We start from the raw sequence: 22,885 nt of genomic DNA, 5'->3' as shown, positions 1-22,885 counted from the left end.
TCTGTGACCATGCTCGACGACCATACGACTGCAGCGACGTGGCCGGCCGCCTACCCCCAGGGGTACGCGGTCGTGGACGTCGAGACCACCGGACTCGCCCGGGACGACCGGATAGTGTCGGCTGCCGTCTACCGGCTGGATGCGCGAGGCGAGGTCGAGGACCACTGGTACACGCTCGTCAACCCGGAGCGCGACCCAGGACCCGTATGGATCCACGGCCTGACGAGTGATGTGCTCGAAGGCGCGCCGCTGTTCCCCGAGATCGCGGCGGAGTTCGCGGAGCGGCTGGACGGCCGGGTGCTCGTCGCGCACAACGCGATCTTCGACTGGTCGATGATCGCGCGGGAGTACGCACGGGCGGGACGTACGGCGCCGACCCGGCAGCGGCTGTGCACCATCGCGCTCTCCAAGGAGCTGGCGCTGCCGCTGCCCAACCACAAACTGGAGTCGCTGGCCGCGCACTTCGGGGTCGTACAGCAGCGCGCGCACCACGCGCTGGACGACGCGCGGGTGCTCGCCGAGGCGTTCCGGCCGAGCCTGCTCACGGCGGCCAGGACGGGCGTCCGGCTGCCGCTGCTGGAGTGTCTGCCCCTCACCGAGTGGTCGGACGCCCCGGCCAGACCCCGCGTCGGCTACCAGCCGTCGTACCGTCAGCAGACAAGCTGGCGCCCCTCCCGCAAACGCCCCACGTGCCCGTACCCCAACCCGGGCCGCTACGAGCCGGGCGGCCCGCTGACCCAGGGCATGCGGGTGGCGTTCTCGGGCGACACGTCCGTCGACCGCGACCTGCTGGAGGACCGCGCGGTCGAGGCGGGCCTGCACGTCGCCACGAGCGTGTCCCGCCTGACGAGCCTGCTGGTCACCAACGACCCGAGGTCGACAACGTCGAAGAACGTGAAGGCGGCGGCCTACGGAACCCCCGTGATCGACGAGGCGGCCTTCACCCAGCTACTACGCGACGTGGCCCCGTCCCCGACGCCGGGAAAGCCCCCGCCGGACCGGACCTGACGACCCGCCCGGGTCCGGCCGACTGGAGCCGTGAGCGGCTCGGTAGCCGCCGGGGCGACGGGCGGGAAGCTCGCCGGCGACGGCGGGGGCTGACGCCGAGTCATCGCCAACGGGAGCCCCGCGGCTGAGGCGGCGGGGCGCGAACGGGCCGGGACGGCCGGAGGCAACGGCCCAGGACCTGACCCCGAGTCGCCACCGACCCGCGCCGTACAGATCCCGGCAAGAGCAACCGGCTGCACCATCGGCCGAGGACGGCCTGAGCCCGGATCGCTGCCACGCGGGCGAGCGACGGCGCTTCGCGGATGCCGGTCGGCCGGAACCGTCCGGGTCCAACCCCGCGGCACCACCGACCGGCCCCACGGGCGGGCGGGCCGACCCGGGTGGCGGGCGGAAACGACCCGCGAAGGCAGGTCGGCAGCCGACTGCGGCGCGGCACGCGCACCCGGCGGCAGTCCCGAGCTGCCCGCCCGGGTTCCGGCCCCGCCCAGCGGCAGAGGCACCGGGCGGCCGGGCGCGGCGCGCCGATCGCCCCTCGGCCTCCGGCCTCCGAACCCGAACCGCTCGCCCAGGTCCGTACAGCCCCGCGGCACCACCGCCCGACGGCACGCCGGCGACGCCACGAGACCACCCGGCGGCCGGGCGCGGCCAGGCGACCGCACCCCCCGCCCGCGTCCGTACAGCCCCGTGGCGCGGCGCCACGAGATACCCGGCGGCCGGGCGGATCCGCCGGGGCCGGCACGGCGCGCCGATCGCCCCGGTGGCCTCCGGAACCGAACCGGCCACCCGGGCGCGGCGCGCCCGACCGCGCCCGACCGGGTCCAACCCGCACCCCGCGTCCCGGGGGCATTCGGTGGCGGGTACCGTCGAAGGCGTGTACCGCTTCCTGTTGTCCCGGCAGTGGGTGACCCTCACCCTCCTCGCCCTCGTGCTCATCCCCGTGATGATCAAGCTGGGGTTCTGGCAGCTTCACCGGCACGAGAGCAAGGTCGCGCAGAACACCCTGATAGCGGACAACCTCCAGGCGAAGCCCCTCCCCGTCCAGGACCTCACGTCCCCCGGCCACACCGTGCCCGAGGCCGACTACTGGCGGCGGGTGACCGCCACCGGTACGTACGACCCCGCGCACGAGGTCGTCGTACGGCGCAGGACGTCCAACGACGGCGAGGTCGGGTACCACGTGCTGATCCCGCTCGTCCTGCGCGACGGCCGGGCCGTCATCGTCAACCGCGGCTGGATCCCCTCCAACGGCGACCAGCGGGCCTTCCCGAAGATCCCGGCCACCCCGAAGGGCGTGGTCACCGTCACCGGGCTGCTCCAGGGTGACGAGACGACGGCGGCCAGCGGCATCAAGGACGTCGGCGGGCTGCCGCCGCGCCAGGTCATGCTCATCAACAGCAAGCAGCAGGCGAAGCTCACCGGGCTGCGGGTGCTCGGCGGCTACATCGCGCAGACCGCCCCCGTACCGCACGGCGGCAGCCCCGAGCAGATCCACGACCCCGACCACAGCTCGATCGGGCCGCACATGGCGTACGCGGTGCAGTGGTGGCTGTTCGTCGCCGGTGTGCCCGTCGGCTGGGTGGTGCTCGTACGGCGTGAGAAGCGCGACCGGCAGGCGGCCGCCGCCGACAGCGCTCCCGAACAGGCGCCCGCCACCCCGGCCGCTGTGTAACGCCCCTGCTTAACCCGCCTGTCGGGCGGGAAGAGGGCCAGGCGTGACCCAACGCATCGAGGACTACGCACTCATCGGCGATCTGCAGACCGCGGCCCTCGTCGGCAGGAACGGCTCCATCGACTGGCTGTGCCTGCCGCGCTTCGACTCCGCGGCCTGCTTCGCCGCCCTCCTCGGCGACGAGGACAACGGCCACTGGCGGCTGGCGCCCGCCGGCGCCGGTGACTGCACGAGCCGCAGCTACGTCGGCGAGTCGCTGATCCTCGAATCCGTCTGGGAGACCCGTACCGGCACCGTCCGGGTCACCGACTTCATGCCCCAGCGCGACGTGGCCCCCGACATCGTGCGGATCGTCGAGTGCGTCAGCGGTTCCGTCGAGATGTCGTCCACGCTGCGGCTGCGCTTCGACTACGGCTCGATCGTGCCGTGGATGCGCCGCTCCGACGGCCACCGGGTGGCGGTCGCGGGACCCGACTCCGTCTGGCTGCGCAGCGAGCCCGAGGTCAAGACCTGGGGCCAGCACTACAGCACCTGTTCCGCGTTCACGGTCAGCGCGGGCGAGAAGGTGTCGTTCATCATGACCTGGCACCCGTCGCACCGCGAACGCCCGCCGCTCATAGACCCCTTCGAGCAGTTGGCCGACAGCCTGGAGGACTGGGAGAAGTGGGCCACCCACTGCCGGTACGAAGGCCCGCACCGGGCGGCCGTGATGCGCTCGCTGATCACCCTCAAGGCGCTGATCTACGCGCCGACCGGCGGCATCGTCGCCGCCCCCACGACCTCGCTGCCCGAGGAGATGGGCGGGGTGCGTAACTGGGACTACCGCTACTGCTGGCTGCGCGACTCGACGCTCGTGCTGGGGGCGCTGCTGGCGGCCGGCTATCAGGAAGAGGCCGTGGCCTGGCGCGACTGGCTGCTGCGCGCCGTCGCCGGCGACCCGGCGGACCTGCAGATCATGTACGGGCTCGGCGGTGAACGCAGGCTGCCGGAGATGGAGCTGCCCTGGCTGAGCGGATTCGCCGGCTCCGCGCCCGTGCGCATCGGCAACGAGGCGGTCAACCAGCTCCAGCTCGACGTGTACGGGGAGGTCATGGACTCCCTCCATGTGGCGCGGGCGGCGGGCATTCCCACCGAGCGGCACATCTGGGCGCTGCAGTTGAGTCTGCTGGGCTTCCTCGAATCGAAGTGGCGCGAGCCGGACGAGGGGCTGTGGGAGGTGCGGGGGCCGCGCCGGCACTTCGTGCACTCCAAGGTGATGGCGTGGGTGGCGGCCGACCGGGCCGTACGGACGCTGGAGTCGGACCCTTCGCTGGAGGGGGACGTGAAGCGCTGGCGCGCGATGCGGGACGAGGTGCACCGGGAGGTGTGCGAGAAGGGGTACGACCCGGTACGCAACACCTTCACGCAGTCGTACGGCTCGGCGGAGCTGGACGCGGCGACGCTGCTCATCCCCCGCGTCGGCTTCCTGCCGCCCGACGACCCCCGGGTGGTGGGGACGGTCGACGCGGTACGGGCGGAGCTGGGCCGCGAGGGCCTGGTCCGCCGCTACACGACGACGGGCCCGCAGACCGACGGACTGCCCGGCTCCGAGGGCACGTTCCTGGTCTGCTCGTTCTGGCTGGCGGACGCGCTGCACATGACGGGGCGTACGGCGGAGGCGGAGGAACTCTTCGAGCGGCTGCTGGAGCTGCGCAACGACGTAGGTCTGCTGTCCGAGGAGTACGACCCGGCGGCGGGCCGGCAGCTCGGCAACTTCCCGCAGGCGTTCAGCCATATCGGCCTGGTGGTGACCGCCCTGGCTCTCGCCGACGACGGCACGGCAGGATAGGCGGCATGGATCTGGGACTGCGGGACCGTGTGTATGTCGTGACGGGTGGTTCGCGGGGGCTCGGCCACGCGGCGGCGCGTGCGCTGGTCGCCGACGGCGCGAAGGTGGTCGTCTCGGCGCGGGACGGCAAGCGGGTCGCCGAGGCGGCGGCGGAGCTGGGCGCGGGTGCGCTGGGCATCGCCGCCGACAACGCCGATCCGGCGGCGGCCCAGCGGCTGATCGACATCGCCCGTGAGCGGTTCGGCCGCTTCGACGGCGTACTGATCAGCGTCGGCGGCCCGCCGCCCGGGTCGGCGGCGGGCACCACGGAGGAGCAGTGGCGTACGGCGTTCGAGACGGTCTTCCTCGGCGCGGTACGGCTGGCCCGTACGGCGGCCGGGGAGCTGGGCGAGGGCGGTGTCGTCGGTCTGGTGCTGTCGGGCTCCGTGCACGAGCCGATCCCCGGTCTGACGATCTCCAACGGACTGCGCCCGGGGCTCGCGGGGTTCGCGAAGTCCCTGGCGGACGAGGTGGGTCCGCGCGGTGTCCGGGTGGTCGGGCTGCTGCCGTCGCGTATCGACACGGACCGGGTGCGCGAACTGGACGCGCTGGGCGGTGACCCGGTGGCGGCGAAGGCGGCGCAGGAGGCGCGTATCCCGCTGCGCAGGTACGGCACCGCAGACGAGTTCGGCAGGACGGCCGCGTTTTTGCTGTCGCCGGCGGCGTCGTATCTGACGGGGCTGATGGTGCCGGTGGACGGGGGCGCGCGGCACGGCTACTGAGCCTGCCGACGCCTGGCCCGGCTACCTGGCTACCTGGCTACCATCGGACGGTGCCCTTGGCGTCGAAGAAGCCGCCGGTGGGGCCTTCGGGGCCGGTCTGCGCCAGCCGCACGATGGCCTCTGCGCCCTGCTCCACGGTCTGGACGCCGGTGTTCCCGTTCAGGTCGGTCTTGGTGAAGCCGGGGTCCACCGCGTTGATCCGGATGTGCGGGAACGCCTTCGCGTACTGCACGGTGATCATGTTGACGGCGGCCTTGGACGCCGGGTAGGCGACGCCGGGGTAGCCGTAGGTGAGGCCGCTGGGGTCGGTGACCTGGGCCATCGAGCCGAGGCCGCTGCTGACGTTGACCACGACGGGTGCGGCGGAACGCTCCAGCAGGGGCAGAAAGGCGTGCAGGGCGCGGACCGTGCCGAAGACGTTCGTCTCGAACGTCTTGCGCATCAGGTCGGCGGTGACGTCGGCGGGGCCGATCACGACGTTGTGCTCGCCGCGCTCCTCGATGCCGGCGTTGTTGACCAGTACGTCAAGTCCTCCGTCGGCCTCGATGGTCTTCACGGCAGCGGCGACGGACGCGTCGTCGGTGATGTCGAGCTGGACCGCACGCGCGCCGAGCTGCTCGGCGGCCTGCCGGCCGCGCTCGGCGTCCCGGCTTCCTACGTAGACGGTGTGGCCCGCGGCCACGAGCTGGCGGGCGGCCTCGAAGCCGATCCCCTTGTTCGCTCCTGTGATCAGTGTTGATGTCATATATCCACCTTGCGCCGGAGCCGGGAGGTCAGCCAGCAGTCCGGTCTTCCTGGGACTGCCAGTACCAGGACGATCCGACCGCGGCGGTGCACAGTGGTGTCATGGCCACCACTGAATTCGGGCGTACGGTACGGCGCTGGCGCGACCGGGTCCCGCCGGAGGCGGCGGGCCTGTCCGCAGGGGAGCACCGCCGCGCCCCGGGGCTGCGCCGCGAGGAGCTGGCGCTGCTGGCCGGGATCTCCGTCGACTACGTCACGCGGCTCGAACAGGGCCGCGCGACCAACCCGTCGGAGCAGGTCGTCGAGGCCCTGGGTAGGGCCCTGCGCGTGTCGGCAGCCGAGCGGGAGCACCTGTTCCACGCCGCCGGACTCGTACCGCCGGGCCAGGGCACGGTACCGGCGTACCTCACACCGAGCGTCCAGCGCCTGCTGGACCGGCTGGCCGGGACACCCGTCGCGGTCTTCGACGCCAGTTGGACGCAGTTGCTGGCCAATCCGCTGTACACGGCGCTGATGGGCGAGCGCCGCGGCGACGAACGCAACGGCGTATGGCGCAACTTCCTCGGCTCCGGCAGCCGTGTGCGCCACACCCCCGAGTCACTGCGCGCGCTGGAAACGGCCCAGGTGGCGGAGTTGCGCGCGGCGTCCAACCGCTACCCGGCGGACCAGCGGCTGCGCCGGCTGATCACCGAACTACGCACGAACAGCGCGCGGTTCGCGGAGCTGTGGGACGCCGGAGCGGTCGGCCACATCGAGGCGTCCCGCAAGACCGTGGACCACCCGCAGGTGGGCGCGCTGACCCTGGACTGCGATGTGCTGAGCGTGGCGGGCAGCGACGTCCGGATCATGATCTACACGGCGGAACCGGGGACGGCGGACGCGGAGCGCTTGGCGCTGCTGGGCGTGCTGGGCACGCAGAGCTTGGTCGGCTAGGGCCCGCCGTCCCGGGCCTGGCCGCCCTGTCCCTGTCCCGGTCCGGTCTCTGGCCCCGTCGACCGCGTCGCCGCGGCCGCAGCACAGTCGCGGCGGCGTGTCCGCAAGGTGGCCGGAAGCCCTGTAGCGGAGCTAACAGGGCTTCCGGCCGGGTGGCGAGCACGGCCGGGTGGCGAGCACGGCCGGGTGGCGAGCACGGCCGGGTGGCGAGCACGGCCGGGTGGCGAGCACGGCCGGGTGGCGAGCACCGCCGGGTGGCGAGCACCGCCCGGTAGCGAGCACCGCCCGGTAGCGAGCACCGCCCGGTAGCGAGCACCGCAGGACGGTGCATGTGGCCGGACAGCCGACGTAGCCGGGCGTGGCCGGACAACGGGCGCGGCCAGACGGCCGACGCGGCCCGGTGGCCGGGCACGGCCGGGTGGTGCGTGTTCGGCTTCGGCGAGCGCGCGCCCGGGGCGTTACGTCACGCGGTCCGCGTGGTGTTTGGCCGCTTTCAGGCGGACCTCCGTGGGGAGTTTGTCCAGGCCCGCCGAGTCGCGGGCGTTCGCCACCGCCTCCGTCGTCAGGCGGCGTAGGGCTTCGCCCGGGGACGCGTGTGGTTGCAGCAGGAGGCGTACCCGCGCTGCGGGGGTTCTGCGGCGGCCCGTCAGCAGGACCCGGGCGCGGGCCACGCCGTCCAGGGACTGGGACTCGTTCTCCAGGACGTTCTCCAGCGCCCGGCCGCGCAGGACCGCGCCCTCGCCGTCGCCGCTGTCGACCAGCAGCTCGCCCAGCCTGGCGCGGCGCGGCTGGGTCAGCAGCCACCACAGCGCGAGGAGCAGCAGGACCGCCAGGACCGCGATGACGACCGGCCACCACCAGCCCTGGTCGCGCCAGCGGTAGCGGTCCGCGTGGCTCAGCAGTACGTCGTGCTTGCCGGTGTAGGGCCACCAGGACGGTACGGACCAGTCCGCGCCCCGCGCGACGACGATGCCGCCTCCGCAGAGCAGCACCAGACCGACGAGGCCCAGCAGTACACGGTTGACCAGCCGGAGCATCCGGTCACCCCTTCTTCTTGGGCCTGCGGACACGGAGCTTGAGTCCGGGCTGCTTCGCCAGGCCGAGTTCGTCGACGCCGGCGCCCAGCGCCTCGTCCAGGTCGGCCCGTACGTCGTCGAGTTCACGGAAGTGCGACTGGGCGCGGGCCTTCACCTTGTGGCGCTTCACCTTGACCCGCACCGACTGGACACCGGAGACCTCCATCGCCCGGTCGCGCAGCACCAGGGCCGCCGCGTCCCGGTCGATGCCGGCCCGCACCTGGGTGGAGCCGCGCCGCATCGGCAGCAACGACCGCAGTCCCGCGGTGAGGGCGAGCGCGATCAGCCACAGGCCGAGCGCCATCGCGATACCGGCGCCGACCAGTGCCCAGGTGTCGTCCAGGTGCTCGTGGGCGAGTTTCTTGGCGAGTTCGCGCCGCCAGTACATCGCGGGCCGGCCCGCCCGTACGGCGACGACGTCGTACAGCAGCAGCCCGGACGCGCCGAGCAGGATCGCGGCGACGATGGCCGCGGGCACCCGGCGCGCGGACCAGAAGCGGCCCGCCTTCGCGTTGGTCGCGGCGGTCGCGCCCTCGTCCAGGCCGTCGGGACCGCCGGGGCCGCCACGGCCGCCTTGGCCGCCGGGTCCGCCCTGGCCACCGGGACCGCCGGGCCCGTACGGTCCGTCCGGCCGCGACGGGTCGTACCGCGTGGCCGACCCCGACCCGCCGGCTTCGGCCGCTCGCTCGCTCATCGGATCTTCCCCTTCTCCCCGCCACGGGAGTGCACGGAGTGCAGCCGCTCCACCCGTACCGCCACCTCGGGCACTTCCATCCCCGCCAACGTGTGCACCCGCTCGGCGACCTGGTGCCGTACGGCGCCGCACTGCGCGCCGATGTCGCAGGGGTAGTCCAGCTCGACGCCGATCCGCACCCGGGCGGTGTCGTGCTTGACCGACACCGTCGCGTGCGGCGGCTCGGCGTCGACCGGCACGCCGTCCAGTGCCTCGCGCGCCGCCTGCGCGGCGATCTTCGCGACCACCCGGTCAGCGATCGCGGTCGCTCCACGCTCGGCGGGTGCCACCCGGTCACCGGCCACGCGCGTCACCGCCGCCGGTCGTCGCGGTCGCGACTGCGGAAGAAGTCGCCCGGTTCCAGATCGCCGTCGGCGAACCGGCCTGCCACATATCCGATCGCCCCCAAAGCGGCCACCAGCACAAAGGCGCCGAACCCGCCGAAGTAACCGGCGAACGCGAGTGCCATTCCGGCCAACAGGCCGACCATCGCCATACTCATCCTGATCTCCTGTCGTCCGCGCTCAGCCACGCCGCCCGTCCGCTACTGGAGCCGTGACTCCTGGTCGTCGTCGTCCTCCTCGTCGGGCAGCTTCACGTCGCTGACCGAGATGTTGACCTCGACGACCTCAAGGCCTGTCATCCGCTCGACGGCGGAGATGACGTTCTCGCGCACCTCGCGGGCCACGTCGGCGATCGCCACGCCGTAGTCCACGACGATCTCCAGGTCGAGGGCCGTCTGCACCTCGCCGACCTCGGCCTTCACCCCGCGGCTCACGGACTTGCCGCCGCCCGGGACCCGGTCGCGCACGGCGCCGAAGGTACGGGACATGCCGCTGCCCATGGCGTGCACGCCGAACACGTCACGCGCCGCGAGCCCGGCGATCTTCTCCACCACACCGTCGGCGATGGTGGTACGGCCGCGCGCCCCGGCGGGGCCGCCGCCGCGCTTCGTCAGGGACTGTGCCCTGTCGGACTGCTCAGAGGACTCCGACTGGTTACGCGCTGTGGTCTCCGACATCGCCATTCGTACCTTTCCGGACGGTTTGGACTTCATCGCTCACATTAGGTGTGCTTACGGCGTCTCGCGCCACCGATACGGCAGGCTGGAGCAATGAAGACTGCGCAGAGCACCGACGGGCACGGCTCCGACGGATGGACGGCGGCGGTACGGGAGCGGCTCGGCCTGGGCAGGCTGCTGCCGCTGGGCGCCGCCGCCGACGGGGCATGGCTGGCCGAGCAGGCGGCGACGGCCGAGCTGCGGCTGGCCGCCGCGGCCGTACCCGGCGTGGTGCCGGGCCGGCTGCGGGTGTCCCTGCACGACCCGGCAAGTGCGGGCACACCGGCGGTACCGGCCCCGCCGAGCGCGCTGCCGCCTGGGCCGCTGCTGATCGAAGGGGAGTTCGGCGCGCTGGTGGGCGAGCCGCTGCCGGCCGTGGCGGCCCGGCTGCGCGCGGCGCTGGTCGCCTGTGCGACGGAGCGGCTCGGGCTGATCGTGGACGAGGTTGACCTGCGGGTCACCGGCCTGCTGGACGGCCCGGACGATTCGACGGAGCCCATTGGGCCGGTCGGGGTACCGGCGGTCGATCCGGACAGCGCGGCGGCGCTGACGGTGACGGAGGTGCCGGGCGTCGCGCATCTGACCGGGACGCTGGGCGAGGCGGTGGAGGTGGCCGCCGACCACGTACGGGTGGAGCTGGCGACGGCGGCGGGCCACCGCCCGCCGGACGTGGCACGAGCGGTACGCGCGGCGCTCACGGCAGCCGTACCGGGCGCCCCGCCGGTGGCCGTGGTGATCACGGCGGTGGAACACCCGGGCAGGGACCAGGACGCGTACTAGGGCCTGTCCGGCACATCCCGCCCGGCTTGCGGCGTCCGGCACGCACGCTCGCTGCGTTGCCGGGCTCGTGGGGCTCGTGGCGCTCGTGGGGTATGTCCGGTACGAGGACGACCCTCCGCCCTGCGGTCGCACGCGCCAGCCTCCGCAAGCCCTGAGCCCCGCCCTGCGGGCGGACGGCGCTGCGTGTCAGACAGGCCCTGGGGTCTGCCGTGCCGATCGGCACGGAGGCCGAAGGGGACGCGGCGTCGACCGGCGGCACCGCCGCGAGGCGCGCCGCCGGGACGCGCGAGCCCGGCAGATCCTCGGGCCGGGGCCGGCGGGCGGCTGCTGCATGCGTGCCTGCGTACCAGCCGCCCGCCGGGCCGCAGCACCCTTGCAGCGGAGCGAGCCGGACCTGCCCGAGCAGCTCCGCAACGCCGCGTGCGAGCGCACGTACCGGCCCCGCCGGGGGTCGGACGAGACCGTCGCGGACGCGACCTAGTCGCCCAGGCCCGCCAGGTCGCGCAGGCGGCGCCCCTGGGCCGCGCGTTCCGCCGCGCGCTGTTCGTCGTACGTACGGCTCGACGCGCCGCGCAGCAGCGCCTTCGTCTCGATGACCGCGTCCCGCGGCGCGGCGGTCAGCGCGGCGGTCAAGTCCCTTACGGCGGCGTCGAGTTCGGCCTCGGGTACCACCAGGTTGGCGAGGCCGACGCGCTCGGCCTCCGCCGCCTGTACGTAGCGGCCCGTCACGCAGATCTCCAGCGCGCGGGCATAGCCGACGAGCCCGACCAGCGGATGGGTGCCGGCCAGGTCGGGAACGATGCCGAGGCTGGTCTCGCGCATCGAGAACTGCACGTCCTCGGCGACGATCCGCAGGTCGCAGGCGAGCGCGAGCTGGAATCCGGCCCCGATCGCATGGCCCTGGACCGCGGCGACCGACACGAGGTCGCTCTGCCGCAGCCAGGTGAATCCGGCCTGGTAGCCGGCGATGGCCGCGTCAAGGTCCGCTTCGGAGCCCTGCGCGAGGTCGTGGAAGGACGGCTCGCCGTCGAAGCCCTCAGGGGTGAACGCCTGCCGGTCGAGGCCGGCGGAGAAGGATTTGCCCTCGCCCCGCACCACGACGACCCGCACACTGCCCGGCAGTGCCGTTCCGGCCTCGGTCAACGCCCGCCACAGAGCGGGAGACTGGGCGTTGCGTTTGGCCGGATTGGTCAGCGTCACCGTGGCAACGGCGTCATCGACAGTGAGCCGTACGCCGTCCTTGTCGAGTAGGGGATCGAGTGAAGTCATGGGACGCCTCCGGTTCGGGCAGACAGCGCGCAGTCAGCGCAGCACACAGGGAGCTAAGTGACTGCACAGTAACCACCCGGATGATCGCTTGACCGACCGGGTGGCCACCGTCCGAACCGGTGGCCGGAGAAGCGACGCTCGGTCGTCAGGCCGAAGCGGCCTTCTTGCCTCGCGTGGCTCCGCCGCGTCCCCGCAGCGTGACTCCGGACTCGCTGAGCATCCGGTGGACGAATCCGTAGGAGCGGCCGGTTTCCTCGGCCAGCGCCCGGATGCTCGCACCGGAGTCGTATTTCTTCTTCAGGTCTGCCGCGAGCTTGTCGCGCGCGGCGCCGGTTACCCGGCTGCCCTTCTTCAGAGTCTCGGCCACCCGTGCCTCCTCATGGGAAGTGCGCTCTGGACTTCTCATGATCACCCCTCCGGGGCGTCCTGGCCACCCATTCGGCAAGGTCCGTACGACGAGCTTTGGCTCACTTCAAGACTCCAGCACGAGCGGAATCCGATATTCCAGACGTCGCACCAACGGATCTTGCTGGAATTTTCCGGAAAAATGCCAGGTCAGCGGCGCGTGTCAGGGAAAAGTCCAGGGCGGAGACGATCAAGGCGCGATCGACGCGTTGCCACGCCGGAAGAGTAGACGCCCTCACTCAGATGATGGATCACCGCTCAGCCGAATGATCCATACGAATGATCGACAAGGAGTGGATCACCCCTCGGATCGCCCCCGGATCATCCCCGGATCAGCGCGGATCGCCGTGGGACCTGCGCCGATCAGGCGAGCAAGGCTCAGGCGAGCGCGACCAGATCCGCGTAGTCGGCGCCCCACAGGTCCTCGACCCCGTCGGGCAGCAGAATGATCCGCTCCGGTTCCAGCGCGTGGACCGCGCCCTCGTCGTGCGTGACGAGGATGACGGCGCCCTTGTAGGTGCGCAGCGCCCCGAGGATCTCCTCGCGGCTGGCCGGGTCGAGGTTGTTCGTCGGCTCGTCCAGGAGGAGCACGTTGGCCGCGGACACCACGAGGGTGGCCAGCGCGAGCCGGGTCTTCTCCCCGCCGGAGAGCACCCCGGCCGGCTTGTCGACGTCGTCGCCGGAGAAGAGGAAGGAGCCGAGGGTCTTGCGGACCTCGACCAGATCCAGGTCGGGGGCCGAGGAGCGCATGTTCTCCAGGACCGTGCGGTCGGGGTCGAGCGTCTCGTGCTCCTGGGCGTAGTAGCCGAGCTTGAGCCCGTGCCCGGGGGTCACCTGGCCGGTGTCCGGCTTCTCGACGCCCGCGAGCAGCCGCAGCAGCGTGGTCTTGCCGGCGCCGTTGAGGCCGAGGATGACGACGCGGGAGCCCTTGTCGACGGCCAGGTCGACATCGGTGAAGATCTCCAGCGAGCCGTACGACTTCGACAGGCTCTCGGCCGTCAGCGGTGTCTTGCCGCAGGGGGCGGGCTCGGGGAAGCGCAGCTTGGCGACCTTGTCGGACATGCGCACCTGCTCAAGGCCCGACAGCAGCCGCTCGGCCCTGCGGGCCATGTTCTGCGCGGCCACGGTCTTGGTCGCCTTGGCGCGCATCTTGTCGGCCTGCGAGTTCAGCGTGGCGGCCTTCTTCTCCGCGTTGGCGCGCTCGCGCTTGCGGCGCTTCTCGTCCGACTCGCGCTGCTGCTGGTAGAGCTTCCAGCCCATGTTGTAGACGTCGATGTGGGAGCGGTTGGCGTCCAGGTAGAAGACCTTGTTGACGACCGTCTCGACCAGTTCGACGTCGTGGGAGATGACGATGAAGCCGCCGCGGTACGTCTTGAGGTAGTCGCGCAGCCAGGCGATGGAGTCGGCGTCGAGGTGGTTCGTCGGCTCGTCGAGCAGCAGGGTGTCGGCGTCGGAGAAGAGGATGCGGGCCAGTTCGATGCGGCGCCGCTGACCGCCCGAGAGGGTGTGCAGCGGCTGGCCGAGCACCCGGTCGGGCAGGCCGAGCGCGGCGGCGATGGTGGCGGCCTCCGCCTCGGCCGCGTAGCCGCCCTTGGTCAGGAACTCGGTCTCCAGGCGCTCGTACTTGCGCATGGCCTTCTCGCGGGTGGCGCCCTTGCCGTTCGCCATCCGCTCCTCGTTCTCGCGCATCTTCTTCAGCACGGAGTCGAGGTCGCGCGCGGACAGGACGCGGTCGCGGGCGAGCACGTCGAGATCGCCGGTGCGGGGGTCCTGCGGCAGATAGCCGACCTCGCCGGAGCGGGTGATGGTGCCGGCGGCGGGGATGCCCTCACCCGCGAGGCACTTGGTGAGGGTGGTCTTGCCCGCGCCGTTGCGGCCGACCAGGCCGATGCGGTCGCCTTTGGCGATACGGAACGAGGCGGACTCGATGAGGACGCGGGCGCCGGCGCGCAGTTCGACACCGGTTGCGGTGATCACGGAAAGACTCCAGGGCGGTATTGGACGGCGGAAGGACAGGCGGAGGAAGTGCTTCGACGCCGGCTAATGCACAAGGAGGAGAAATGCCATGACGCCCAGTCTAACCGCCCGCCGCGACTGCCTTCCCGCCCCGTCGCGGCGCCGCTGCCCGCGCTGACCAGGCGGCGGGCGGGCGGATTGTCAGTGGTCGGTGCGAGACTGAGATCCAGGTCACATTCGAGCTTGCGCCATCGAGTCTGCGAAGGGGCTGGTCCATATGGCCGGGGTTCCGAGCATTTACCCGACGATTCTGTACGCGGACCCGAAGGCCGCCATCAGGACGCTGAAGGAGGGTTTCGGATTCACCGAAGTCGCGGTGTACGAGGCCGAGGACGGCACGGTGGCCCACGCGGAGCTGTCGTGCGGGAACGGGATGGTGATGCTGGGCGCGAAGGGCCGGGAGGGCGTCTTCGCCGAGGCGATGGGTGACGGGGGCCCGGTCGGCGTCTATGTGGTCGTCGAGGACGTGGACGCGCATCACGCGCGGGCGGTCGAGCAGGGCGTGGAGATCCTGATGGACCCCATGGACCAGGACTACGGCTCCCGCGACTACATCGCGCGGGACGCCGAGGGCAACGTCTGGAGCTTCGGTACGTACGCGCCGGGGGCCGAAGTCTGAGGGGGGGCGGCCCGGCTGCCGGGAGGAGGGCCGGGGGCCGGGGTGCTCAGGCGCCTCCGTTGTGCACCTGGAAGGCCGCCCTGCGGACCGCCTTGGCCAGCGCCGGGTCGGGGTGCGCCGCCGCCAGGGCGACCAGCACCTGGACCGTACGGGGATGGCCGACGGCGCGTACCTCGTCGAGGAGCGCGGGGACGTTGCCCTGCACCGCCGAGTCCAGGTGGCGTACGAGCAGCGCGCTCTCGCCGTGGTCGGCGACGGCAGCGGCGGTGTCCACCCACAGCCAGGTCGACTCCTCGCGGGTAAGAACCTCGGAGGCGTCGTCGGGGTCGGCGCCCTCGTACTCGGCGAGCCAGAGGAGCGCGTAGGGGCGCAGGGAGGTGTCGGCTGCCGCTGCCCGTACGGCGGGTTCGGCGGGCGCGCCGACGACGCGCAGTGCCTCGAAGGCCAGACCGCGCAGCAGCGCGTCCTCGCCGCGTGCGACGGTGAGGAGTTCGCTGATGGCGCTGCTGGCCGTGCGGGCGGCGAGCCAGGCGCGGTACTCGGCGCGGGCGGGGCCCGGGGTGAGTCCCGCGCAGCCGCGGAGCATCTCCTGCGCCGACTGCTCGATGTTGCCCGCCGGGCTCTGGGCTGCGACGCAGATCTGCTCCAGCTTGACCCACACCGCCCAGTTGCCGAGCGGGGTGAGGGTCGCCTGGCCCTCGCCGAGGATCAGCGCGCCGACCGATGCCAGGCCCTCCAGGGCCCAGTGCAGCAGCGGCGAGAGCGGGACGGTGACGGCGGTCGGGTCCGCCGCCGCGGCGCCGGGCGCGTACGGCACCTCGCAGCGCTCCTCGTGGAGTTCGGCGACGCGCTTGCGCAACAGGTCGAGCAGGGCGGGGGCGGTCACGGGCCCGGCCGAGAGCTGGAGGAGGGAGAGGACCTGGGGCAGCGCTTCGACGACCTCGGCGACGGTCGCGGGTTCGACGTCGGCGGGGGCGGGGTGGACCAGCGACCAGGCGTCGAAGAGGGCGACCCAGCCGCGCAGTACGGCGCTGTCGTCGCGGTCCCAGGCGTGCAGCCGCCAGCCGGGGCGCACGGCGCCGTCGTGCAGCTCGACGAGTCCGGCCAGCCTGGCCCGGTCCCATGCGGCGCGCACCTGAGCGGGTGACAACTCCAGCGCTGCCGCCGCCCGTTCCTGGGCCTGCTCACCGAGCCTGCCGGCTCCCGGGTCCCGGTCGACGGCCGCCCAGCGGGCGATCCGTACGGCGTCGGCGAGCACCGCCCTCGCCTGGCGGGCCAGCTCCGCCTGGGGCGGAGTGCCCTCGGGCGGGCGGGGGGCCGGCCGGTTGCGCCCGTCGGTCACGGCCCGTCGCGCCGAGGCCACCGGCCGCGAACGGACGATTCTGAGTCTGGAGTTGCGCGCCAATTGCTCATCAGGCTTTCGGGACGTCACGAGAGCAGTCTTCCCGGTGACTGCCCGAAAGCCCAAACGGAACCTGCCGGATCGGTCCGGCGAGGGCGGAACGCAGCCCCGGCGCCGGGCTCGGGACGGCCGTGGGCGCGCGGGTGTTCCGGCTGCTCCGGGCGTTACATCAGGGGGGTGAGGAAGCGGCGCAGCGTCTCTTCGTAGCCGTCGGGATCCGCATTCCACATCGCGGCGTGCGGCGCTTGCGGAACGGTGTGCAGGGTGACCATTTCGGGGCGGTGCGCGGCGAGCTGCCGGGACGGGCCCCACGGGGCGAGCGTGTCGTCGGGGCCGTGGATGATCAGGGTCGGCACCCGCAGATGCCGGGCGTCGGTGGCCCGCAGCAGCCGGTTGCCGGTCAGCCCGGTCCTGCCCTGGGCGGCGCGCACGGCGAGCGGCAGCAGCGGTCCCGGGGTGCGGCGCGCGGCGGCCAGGGCGCGCAGGGTGGCCTGCCAGTCCAGGACGGGCGAGTCCAGGATGAGGCCGCTGACCCGCCCCGCCATGGCGGAGTCGGTCGCCACCCGCAGCGCCATCGACGCGCCGGTCGACCAGCCGTAGAGCAGGACGCTCTGCGCGCCGTGCCGGACCGCGTGCCGGACGGCCGCTTCCAGGTCGCGCCATTCGGAGTCGCCGAGATGGCCGATCCCGTCGGGGGACTTGGGCGCTCCGGCGTCGCCGCGGTAGGCGAGGTCCAGCACGGGGAAGCGCTGCGCCGCGAGGAAGTCCAGGACGTTCAGGGGGTGTTCGCGTGTCGTGCCGAGGCCGTGCGTGGTGATCACCCAGGTCTCGCGTACGCCGGGCACGAACCAGGCGGGCAGCATGCCGAGTTCGCCGGGGATCTCGACGTCCTGGTGGTCGAGGCCGAGGGCGGTCGCCGGGTCGCCGCTGTGCACCTGCGGGGTGAGCCGCACCCGGCTGCCCGGGGTGAGCTTGCCGTGGCTGACGCGCTCCAGGCGGCGTACGACGGTGTCCGGCGAGTGGTCCACGTCGGGCAGCACGGGTCCGACGACGGCGTGGATGCCGGGCGCCTGGAGTCCGTACGTGCCGGGGCGCAGGGAGGCGAAGGAGCGGGTCAGGGTGATCTGTCCCGCCGCCGTCGCGTGCACGGTCAGTCTGGGGTCGCCGGGCAGGGCGCGCCCGGGGGGCGGCTTGAGCGCCGCGTCGCTGGCGTACCGGCCGGCCGCGATCGCGGCCGCGCCGACACCGATCATCGTGGTGACGGCTGCTGCCGTCGCTGTTGCCGGGCGCACCCTCACAGTGTGGTGACCGTCGGCCCCGGCCGCCAGTGGACGGGGACCACCGGTGACATTCGACACGGCCGGTCGCGGCGCGGGTCGCGGCGGTCCTGGGCGGTCAGTTCTGCTTGCCGTACCCCTTCAGTTTCTCCGTCACCTCGGCCAGCTCCGCCTCGGAGAGCAGCGTCGGGGTGTGTCCGGGCACCGCGGAGGCGGTCAGCCACAGGCGGCACATCCATTCGAGCTGGGCCGTGCGGTCGTACGCCTGGTCGAGGGTGGCGCCGTAGGCGACCGTGCCGTGGTTGCGCAGCAGGCAGGCGCTGCGGTCGCGCAGCGCTTCGAGCATGTACGCGGCGAGCTGGTCCGTCCCGTACGTGGCGTACGGCGCGACGCGGACCGGGCCGCCCAGGGCGGCCGCCATGTAGTGGATCAGCGGCAGCTCGGGGACGAGCGTGGAGACGGCGGTGGCGTGCACGGCGTGGGTGTGCACGACGGCGGTGGCCGGGGTGCTGCGGTAGACCGCCAGATGCAGCGGCAGTTCGCTGGTCGGCGGGAGGGCTCCGGCCACCTGCTCCCCGTCGAGCCGGACGGCCACGGTGTCGTCGGCGGTCAGCCGGTCGTACGGCACGGCGCTCGGGGTGACGAGGACGAGATCGCCGACGCGGGCCGACACGTTGCCCGACGTGCCGACGACAAGTCCTTCGGCGGCCGTCCTGCGGGCGGTGGCGACGACGTCCTGCCAGGCCTGCCTGACCGCCTCGTCGTCCACGGCGGCCGGCCGCCGCGAGGGTGGCTGGGACCGTGTCGTGGGCGGCTGTGTCCGGTGCTCTGTCATGCGCAGATCCTGTCAGGCGGGCCGCAATTCGGGCAGTGCGGTGCGGTCCGCGGCCCGCCTTGCGGTCCACCCGGGACAGAGACACCTCAAATACCGGCCTAGTTCATCTTCCGTTCACTCTGATTCGATTGCCTGAACCGCATGGAGCACCTCACGCTGCTGCTCGCGATCGTGATCGCGACGGCTCTCGTGTTCGATTTCACGAACGGTTTCCACGACACCGCCAACGCGATGGCGACGACCATCTCGACCGGCGCTCTCCAGCCAAAGATCGCGGTGGCCATGTCCGCCGCCCTCAATCTCGTCGGCGCCTTCCTGTCGGTCGAGGTCGCCAAGACCATCTCCGGCGGCCTCATCAACGAACAGGGCATCAGGACCGAAGTCATCTTCGCCGCACTCGTCGGCGCCATCCTGTGGAATCTCTTCACCTGGCTGCTGGGCCTGCCGTCCAGCTCCTCGCACGCCCTCTTCGGAGGTCTGATCGGCGCCACCCTGATGTCCGTCGGTACGTCGGGGGTCAACGGCGGGGTCGTCGTCACCAAGGTGCTCATCCCGGCCCTCGCCGCGCCGGTCGTCGCGGGGCTGGCGGCGACGGCCGCCACCCGGCTGACGTACCGGATCGGCCGGCACACCGACGAGAAGGACACCGCCAAGGGGTACCGGGCGGGGCAGATCGCCTCCGCCGCTCTCGTCTCCCTCGCCCACGGCACCAACGACGCGCAGAAGACGATGGGTGTGATCACCCTCGCCCTGGTCACCGGCGGTGTGCTGGCGCCCGGGTCCAACCCGCCGCTGTGGGTCATCGTGTCGGCGGGCACGGCCATCGCGCTCGGCACCTACCTCGGCGGCTGGCGCATCATCCGCACCATGGGCACCGGCCTCACCACCCTCAAGCCGCAGCAGGGCTTCGCGGCCCAGACCAGCGCGGCGACCGTCATCCTCGCCTCCTCCCACCTCGGTTTCTCGCTCTCCACGACACAGGCGTGCTCCGGTGCCGTGATGGGCGCGGGGCTCGGCCGCAAGGGCGGGGTGGTCCACTGGTCCACCGCGACCCGGATGGCCGTCGCGTGGTGTCTGACCCTGCCCGCCGCGGGTCTGGTGGCGGCGGGCGCCGAGTTCCTGACCGGACGGGGCCCCTGGGGCGTCGCCGTCGTCGCCGCGCTGCTCGTCCTGGTGTCGGCGGGGATCTGGCGCGCCTCGCGCCGCCGGCCTGTGGACGCCACGAACGTGGTCGGCGCTGCGGACGACGTGGTTCCGGTGTCCGTCGGACTCCCGCAGGATCTGACGGCCACGATCCCGGCGCCCGCTGCCGCACCCGCAGCGGCGGCTCCCACCACAGCGGCCTCGGCCACGGCGTAAGGACGGAACAGCATGGAAATCGACTGGGCGGCTCTCGGCTCCGTCTTCGGGGTCAGCCTGGTGGCCACCGTCGCGCTGGTTGGCCTGTTCACCCTCGGGGTCATCGGCCTCTCCAAGCAGGGCTCGGCGACCGCCGTGTCCGGCGCGTACGCCTGCTTCGCCCTGTGCGCGGCGGCCGTCGCGTACGGGATCTTCCTCATCGTCGCCTGACCGGCCCCCGCCCCGCACCGCACCGTCCCGCTCACCCTCGACCGCAGGTCAAGGGTGAGTTGACGGCTGTTCTCGCAGCGTGGTGGACTGCCGAGACCGAAAGGGACCGGTTCGCGCCGGTCCCGCGGTGGCAAGCAGAGGAAGCCGGTGCGAATCCGGCGCGGTCCCGCCACTGTCACTGGGAGAGCGCGACGCCCAGGAGCCAGGAACTCTCGCCGCCGCTTCACGTCGAGCCGGGGCGCGGACCCTGAGTGAGGACACTTCGCCATGCCTGGCCGCGGTCCAGCCGCCGAGCGGGTCTTCGCCTACGGCGCCACCGCCGGACTCCTGGCCGACCTGCTGTTCGCCGACCCCCGGCGGGGACACCCCGTCGCCGCCTTCGGACGCTCGGCGGGCGCCGTCGAGCGCGTCCTGTGGCGCGACCACCGGGGCTGGGGCGCCCTGCACACGGCGGTGTGCGTCGCGAGCGCCACCGGCGCCGCCGCGCTCGCCACCCGCCTCGTACGCGACCGGCGCACCGCGTCCGTCGTACTGACCGCCGCAGCGACCTGGGCGGTCGTGGGCGGCACCTCCCTGGGCCGGGAGGCGCGCGCCGTCGGGGCCGCGCTGAGCGCCGGGGACACCGAGCGGGCCCGTACGCTGCTCCCCCGGCTCTGCGGGCGTGATCCGCAGGCCCTGGACGAGCGGCAGATGGCACGCGCCGTGGTCGAGTCCGTCGCGGAGAACACCTCCGACGCCGTGGTGGGCGCGCTCGTGTGGGGCGCGGTCGCCGGGGTGCCGGGACTGGTCGGGTTCCGCGCCGTGAACACCCTCGACGCGATGGTCGGCCACAAGTCCGCCGCCTACCGCCGCTTCGGCTGGGCCTCGGCCCGGCTCGACGACCTGGCCGGCTGGCCGGGGGCCCGGCTCACCGCCGCGCTGGCGACCGCCTGCGGCGGCGACCCGCGCGGCGCGCTGCGGGCCGTACGCGCCGACGCTGCCCGCCATCCGAGCCCCAACGCGGGCCCGGTGGAAGCGGCGTTCGCCGGTGCGCTGGGCGTACGGCTCGGCGGCACCCTCGCGTACGGCGGCCGGGTCGAGCACCGGCCGGTGCTGAACGGGGCGGCGGGACGTCCTGTCGAGGTCGCCGACATCGAACGGGCGGTACGGCTCTCCCGGCGCGTCACCTGGCTCACGCTCGGCGTCTGCGCGGTGGGCCGGTTCGCGGCCAGGAGGGGGTCGATATGAGGGGCGGTGGGCTGCTGGTCGCCGGCACGACGTCCGACGCGGGCAAGAGCGTCGTCACGGCGGGAATCTGCCGGTGGCTGGTGCGCCAGGGGGTGAAGGTCGCGCCCTTCAAGGGCCAGAACATGTCGCTCAACTCGTTCGTGACACGCGAGGGCGCGGAGATCGGCCGGGCCCAGGCGATGCAGGCACAGGCCGCGAGGGTCGAGCCGACGGCGCTGATGAATCCGGTGCTGCTGAAGCCGGGCGGCGACCGCACCAGTCAAGTGATCCTCATGGGGCGGCCGGTGGGCGAGCTGAGCGCACGCGGCTACCACGGCGGCCGGCAGGCCGAGCTGCTCCGGCCCGTGCTGGACTGCCTGGAGGAGCTGCGGAGCACGTACGACGCGGTGATCTGCGAAGGCGCCGGCAGTCCCGCCGAGATCAATCTGCGCCGTACCGACATCGTGAACATGGGCATCGCGCGGGCCGCCCGGCTGCCGGTCGTGATCGTCGGAGACATCGACAGGGGCGGGGTCTTCGCCTCGTTCTTCGGCACGACGGCACTGCTGAGCGAGGCGGACCAGTCTCTGGTCGCCGGATACCTGATCAACAAGTTCCGCGGCGACGTGTCACTGCTGGAGCCGGGGCTCGACATGCTGCGGGGGCTGACCGGGCGTGCCACCTACGGGGTGCTGCCCTGGCGGACCGGGCTCGGCATCGACGAGGAGGACGGGCTGCGGGTGTCGCAGCACGGCACCGTACGCGAGTCGAACGGCGCGCCGCCGCACGGCGAGGACGTACTGCGGGTCGCGGTGTGCGCGGTGCCGCTGATGTCCAACTTCACCGATGTGGACGCGCTGGCGGCCGAACCGGGTGTGGTGGTGCGGTTCGTGGACCGGCCCGAGGAACTGGCCGACGCCGACCTCGTGGTGGTGCCCGGCACACGCGGCACGGTGCAGGCGCTCGGCTGGCTGCGGGGGCGCGGCCTGGCCGAGGCGATAGCCCGGCGGGCCGCGGACGGCCGTCCCGTGCTGGGGATCTGCGGCGGGTACCAGATGCTCGGCGAACTGGTCGAGGACGACGTCGAGTCGCGCGCCGGGGTGGTGCCGGGGCTCGGACTGCTGCCCGTGCGGGTGCGGTTCGCCGTGGCGAAGACGCTGGCACGACCGGTGGGGCACGCGCTGGGCGAGGCCGTCGAGGGGTACGAGATCCACCACGGCGTGGCGGATGTGCGCGGCGGCGAGCCGTTCGTGGTCGACGGGGCGGGGCTCGCGCTGGACGGCTGCCGGGTGGGCGCGGTGCGGGGGACGCACTGGCACGGGGCGCTGGAGAGCGACGCGTTCCGGCGGCGGTTCCTGACGGAGGTGGCACGGGAGGCGGGGCGGCGGTTCGTGCCCGCGCCGGACACGAGTTTCGGGACGCTGCGGGAGGCGCAGCTCGACGTGCTGGGCGATCTGATCGAGGAGCACGCCGACACGGACGCGCTGCTGAGCCTGATCGAGTCGGGGGCCCCGACGGGGCTGCGATTCGTCCCGCCGGGCGCGCCGTGAACGCCGTCCGACGCGGTGTCGCCGTCCGGCGGGGGTTGCGGGTCTTGGTGGCGGTTGTCGCCGGGGGCCGTTCCGGGGTCGTGTCCTGCGCTGCACGATTTACGGCGCGTACTCGTCCCACACAGGCTGCACCCGGACATGCGCC

General features: G+C 72.9%; 23 protein-coding genes and 1 riboswitch. Of the genes, 11 read left to right on the top strand and 12 right to left on the bottom strand.

The genetic code is table 11. From position 1 onward, the window contains the following. Positions 1–3 precede the first annotated feature (3 nt). The 4 genes from ACZ63I_RS34670 to ACZ63I_RS34655 all read left to right on the top strand — a co-directional run bounded on the left by ACZ63I_RS34670 (position 4) and on the right by ACZ63I_RS34655 (position 5,266). Positions 4–1,008, top strand: a complete 1,005-nt coding sequence (locus ACZ63I_RS34670) for a DEDDh family exonuclease (protein ID WP_469343496.1) — start codon at positions 4–6, stop codon at positions 1,006–1,008. A gap of 871 nt (positions 1,009–1,879) precedes the next feature. Next, positions 1,880–2,677, top strand: a complete 798-nt coding sequence (locus tag ACZ63I_RS34665; RefSeq protein ID WP_469343494.1) for an SURF1 family cytochrome oxidase biogenesis protein — start codon at positions 1,880–1,882, stop codon at positions 2,675–2,677. Positions 2,678–2,720: 43 nt separating this feature from the next. After that, positions 2,721–4,505, top strand: a complete 1,785-nt coding sequence (locus tag ACZ63I_RS34660; RefSeq protein ID WP_469343493.1) for a glycoside hydrolase family 15 protein — start codon at positions 2,721–2,723, stop codon at positions 4,503–4,505. A gap of 5 nt (positions 4,506–4,510) precedes the next feature. Continuing rightward, positions 4,511–5,266 (top strand): SDR family oxidoreductase, encoded by a 756-nt coding sequence (locus ACZ63I_RS34655; protein WP_469343492.1) that lies wholly within the window; start codon positions 4,511–4,513, stop codon positions 5,264–5,266. A gap of 37 nt (positions 5,267–5,303) precedes the next feature. Here ACZ63I_RS34655 and ACZ63I_RS34650 read toward each other — a convergent pair whose 3' ends face one another. After that, positions 5,304–6,011 carry an SDR family oxidoreductase gene (locus ACZ63I_RS34650; RefSeq protein WP_469343491.1) on the bottom strand — a complete coding sequence of 236 codons (708 nt, stop codon included), beginning with the start codon at positions 6,009–6,011 and terminating at the stop codon, positions 5,304–5,306. Positions 6,012–6,112: 101 nt separating this feature from the next. Between ACZ63I_RS34650 and ACZ63I_RS34645 the strand changes: the two genes are divergently transcribed. Further along, positions 6,113–6,943 carry a helix-turn-helix transcriptional regulator gene (locus ACZ63I_RS34645; protein ID WP_469343490.1) on the top strand — a complete coding sequence of 277 codons (831 nt, stop codon included), beginning with the start codon at positions 6,113–6,115 and terminating at the stop codon, positions 6,941–6,943. A 458-nt stretch (positions 6,944–7,401) separates the two neighbouring features. Here the strand turns inward: ACZ63I_RS34645 and amaP are convergent, their stop codons facing one another. From amaP to ACZ63I_RS34620, 5 genes are read right to left on the bottom strand one after another with little or no spacing between them, the layout of a single operon-like run. Beyond that, entirely contained in the window at positions 7,402–7,980 is a 579-nt protein-coding gene (gene amaP / locus ACZ63I_RS34640; RefSeq protein ID WP_469343489.1) for an alkaline shock response membrane anchor protein AmaP, read from the bottom strand. 4 nt (positions 7,981–7,984) lie between these two features. Further along, entirely contained in the window at positions 7,985–8,713 is a 729-nt protein-coding gene (locus ACZ63I_RS34635) for a DUF6286 domain-containing protein (RefSeq protein ID WP_469343488.1), read from the bottom strand. Continuing rightward, entirely contained in the window at positions 8,710–9,057 is a 348-nt protein-coding gene (locus ACZ63I_RS34630; RefSeq protein ID WP_469343487.1) for an Asp23/Gls24 family envelope stress response protein, read from the bottom strand. Before ACZ63I_RS34630 ends, ACZ63I_RS34635 begins: the two co-directional genes overlap by 4 nt. 5 nt (positions 9,058–9,062) lie before the next feature. Next, positions 9,063–9,254: a hypothetical protein gene (locus ACZ63I_RS34625; RefSeq protein WP_041991053.1), complete on the bottom strand. Its 192-nt coding sequence runs from the start codon at positions 9,252–9,254 to the stop codon at positions 9,063–9,065. A 42-nt stretch (positions 9,255–9,296) separates the two neighbouring features. Next, positions 9,297–9,773, bottom strand: coding sequence for an Asp23/Gls24 family envelope stress response protein (locus ACZ63I_RS34620; RefSeq protein WP_469343486.1), 477 nt, complete (start codon positions 9,771–9,773; stop codon positions 9,297–9,299). A 93-nt stretch (positions 9,774–9,866) separates the two neighbouring features. Here ACZ63I_RS34620 and ACZ63I_RS34615 point away from each other — a divergent pair, with 93 nt between their 5' ends. Continuing rightward, positions 9,867–10,592 (top strand): hypothetical protein, encoded by a 726-nt coding sequence (locus tag ACZ63I_RS34615; protein ID WP_469343484.1) that lies wholly within the window; start codon positions 9,867–9,869, stop codon positions 10,590–10,592. Positions 10,593–11,069: 477 nt separating this feature from the next. Here the strand turns inward: ACZ63I_RS34615 and ACZ63I_RS34610 are convergent, their stop codons facing one another. From ACZ63I_RS34610 to ACZ63I_RS34600, 3 genes are all read right to left on the bottom strand, one after another. Beyond that, positions 11,070–11,861 carry an enoyl-CoA hydratase/isomerase family protein gene (locus ACZ63I_RS34610; RefSeq protein ID WP_469343482.1) on the bottom strand — a complete coding sequence of 264 codons (792 nt, stop codon included), beginning with the start codon at positions 11,859–11,861 and terminating at the stop codon, positions 11,070–11,072. Between the two features lie 145 nt (positions 11,862–12,006). Continuing rightward, entirely contained in the window at positions 12,007–12,228 is a 222-nt protein-coding gene (locus ACZ63I_RS34605) for a helix-turn-helix domain-containing protein (protein WP_006123601.1), read from the bottom strand. A gap of 416 nt (positions 12,229–12,644) precedes the next feature. Continuing rightward, complete coding sequence (locus tag ACZ63I_RS34600; RefSeq protein ID WP_469343480.1) at positions 12,645–14,243, bottom strand: ABC-F family ATP-binding cassette domain-containing protein; 1,599 nt, start codon at positions 14,241–14,243, stop codon at positions 12,645–12,647. A gap of 256 nt (positions 14,244–14,499) precedes the next feature. Between ACZ63I_RS34600 and ACZ63I_RS34595 the strand changes: the two genes are divergently transcribed. Next, a complete protein-coding gene (locus ACZ63I_RS34595) occupies positions 14,500–14,901 on the top strand; it encodes a VOC family protein (RefSeq protein WP_469343478.1) in 402 nt (133 codons plus the stop codon). Positions 14,902–14,947: 46 nt separating this feature from the next. Here ACZ63I_RS34595 and ACZ63I_RS34590 read toward each other — a convergent pair whose 3' ends face one another. The 3 genes from ACZ63I_RS34590 to ACZ63I_RS34580 form a co-directional block, all read right to left on the bottom strand. Continuing rightward, positions 14,948–16,282 (bottom strand): hypothetical protein, encoded by a 1,335-nt coding sequence (locus ACZ63I_RS34590; protein ID WP_469343542.1) that lies wholly within the window; start codon positions 16,280–16,282, stop codon positions 14,948–14,950. Between the two features lie 185 nt (positions 16,283–16,467). After that, positions 16,468–17,595, bottom strand: a complete 1,128-nt coding sequence (locus tag ACZ63I_RS34585) for an alpha/beta hydrolase (protein WP_469343477.1) — start codon at positions 17,593–17,595, stop codon at positions 16,468–16,470. A 103-nt stretch (positions 17,596–17,698) separates the two neighbouring features. Then, entirely contained in the window at positions 17,699–18,415 is a 717-nt protein-coding gene (locus ACZ63I_RS34580) for a class II aldolase/adducin family protein (protein ID WP_469343475.1), read from the bottom strand. A gap of 141 nt (positions 18,416–18,556) precedes the next feature. On the opposite strand from ACZ63I_RS34580, the gene ACZ63I_RS34575 reads away from it, so the two are divergent. The 4 genes from ACZ63I_RS34575 to ACZ63I_RS34560 all read left to right on the top strand — a co-directional run bounded on the left by ACZ63I_RS34575 (position 18,557) and on the right by ACZ63I_RS34560 (position 22,740). After that, a complete protein-coding gene (locus ACZ63I_RS34575) occupies positions 18,557–19,774 on the top strand; it encodes an inorganic phosphate transporter (protein ID WP_469343474.1) in 1,218 nt (405 codons plus the stop codon). 12 nt (positions 19,775–19,786) lie between these two features. Then, positions 19,787–19,984, top strand: coding sequence for a hypothetical protein (locus ACZ63I_RS34570; protein WP_041991036.1), 198 nt, complete (start codon positions 19,787–19,789; stop codon positions 19,982–19,984). Between the two features lie 111 nt (positions 19,985–20,095). Continuing rightward, a riboswitch (cobalamin riboswitch) is annotated at positions 20,096–20,218 on the top strand. A gap of 33 nt (positions 20,219–20,251) precedes the next feature. After that, entirely contained in the window at positions 20,252–21,211 is a 960-nt protein-coding gene (locus ACZ63I_RS34565; protein ID WP_469343472.1) for a cobalamin biosynthesis protein, read from the top strand. Further along, positions 21,208–22,740, top strand: coding sequence for a cobyric acid synthase (locus ACZ63I_RS34560; RefSeq protein WP_469343471.1), 1,533 nt, complete (start codon positions 21,208–21,210; stop codon positions 22,738–22,740). The genes ACZ63I_RS34565 and ACZ63I_RS34560 overlap by 4 nt, the downstream gene beginning before the upstream one ends. The last annotated feature ends 145 nt before the right edge of the window (positions 22,741–22,885 follow it).

This window comes from Streptomyces sp. NPDC087906 (genome assembly GCF_055584925.1).
The sequence above is the reverse complement of the archived record's forward strand: the minus strand, read 5'-3'. Positions and strand labels throughout refer to the sequence as shown.

Coding starts and splice junctions, on each gene's coding strand:
- amaP (WP_469343489.1), bottom strand. CDS start 7,980: ATGCTCCGGCTGGTCAACCGTGTACTGCTGGGCCTCGTCGGTCTGGTG.
- ACZ63I_RS34595 (WP_469343478.1), top strand. CDS start 14,500: ATGGCCGGGGTTCCGAGCATTTACCCGACGATTCTGTACGCGGACCCG.
- ACZ63I_RS34610 (WP_469343482.1), bottom strand. CDS start 11,861: ATGACTTCACTCGATCCCCTACTCGACAAGGACGGCGTACGGCTCACT.
- ACZ63I_RS34615 (WP_469343484.1), top strand. CDS start 9,867: ATGAAGACTGCGCAGAGCACCGACGGGCACGGCTCCGACGGATGGACG.
- ACZ63I_RS34650 (WP_469343491.1), bottom strand. CDS start 6,011: ATGACATCAACACTGATCACAGGAGCGAACAAGGGGATCGGCTTCGAG.
- ACZ63I_RS34655 (WP_469343492.1), top strand. CDS start 4,511: ATGGATCTGGGACTGCGGGACCGTGTGTATGTCGTGACGGGTGGTTCG.
- ACZ63I_RS34565 (WP_469343472.1), top strand. CDS start 20,252: ATGCCTGGCCGCGGTCCAGCCGCCGAGCGGGTCTTCGCCTACGGCGCC.
- ACZ63I_RS34560 (WP_469343471.1), top strand. CDS start 21,208: ATGAGGGGCGGTGGGCTGCTGGTCGCCGGCACGACGTCCGACGCGGGC.
- ACZ63I_RS34625 (WP_041991053.1), bottom strand. CDS start 9,254: ATGAGTATGGCGATGGTCGGCCTGTTGGCCGGAATGGCACTCGCGTTC.
- ACZ63I_RS34575 (WP_469343474.1), top strand. CDS start 18,557: ATGGAGCACCTCACGCTGCTGCTCGCGATCGTGATCGCGACGGCTCTC.
- ACZ63I_RS34635 (WP_469343488.1), bottom strand. CDS start 8,713: ATGAGCGAGCGAGCGGCCGAAGCCGGCGGGTCGGGGTCGGCCACGCGG.
- ACZ63I_RS34570 (WP_041991036.1), top strand. CDS start 19,787: ATGGAAATCGACTGGGCGGCTCTCGGCTCCGTCTTCGGGGTCAGCCTG.
- ACZ63I_RS34620 (WP_469343486.1), bottom strand. CDS start 9,773: ATGTCGGAGACCACAGCGCGTAACCAGTCGGAGTCCTCTGAGCAGTCC.
- ACZ63I_RS34580 (WP_469343475.1), bottom strand. CDS start 18,415: ATGACAGAGCACCGGACACAGCCGCCCACGACACGGTCCCAGCCACCC.
- ACZ63I_RS34645 (WP_469343490.1), top strand. CDS start 6,113: ATGGCCACCACTGAATTCGGGCGTACGGTACGGCGCTGGCGCGACCGG.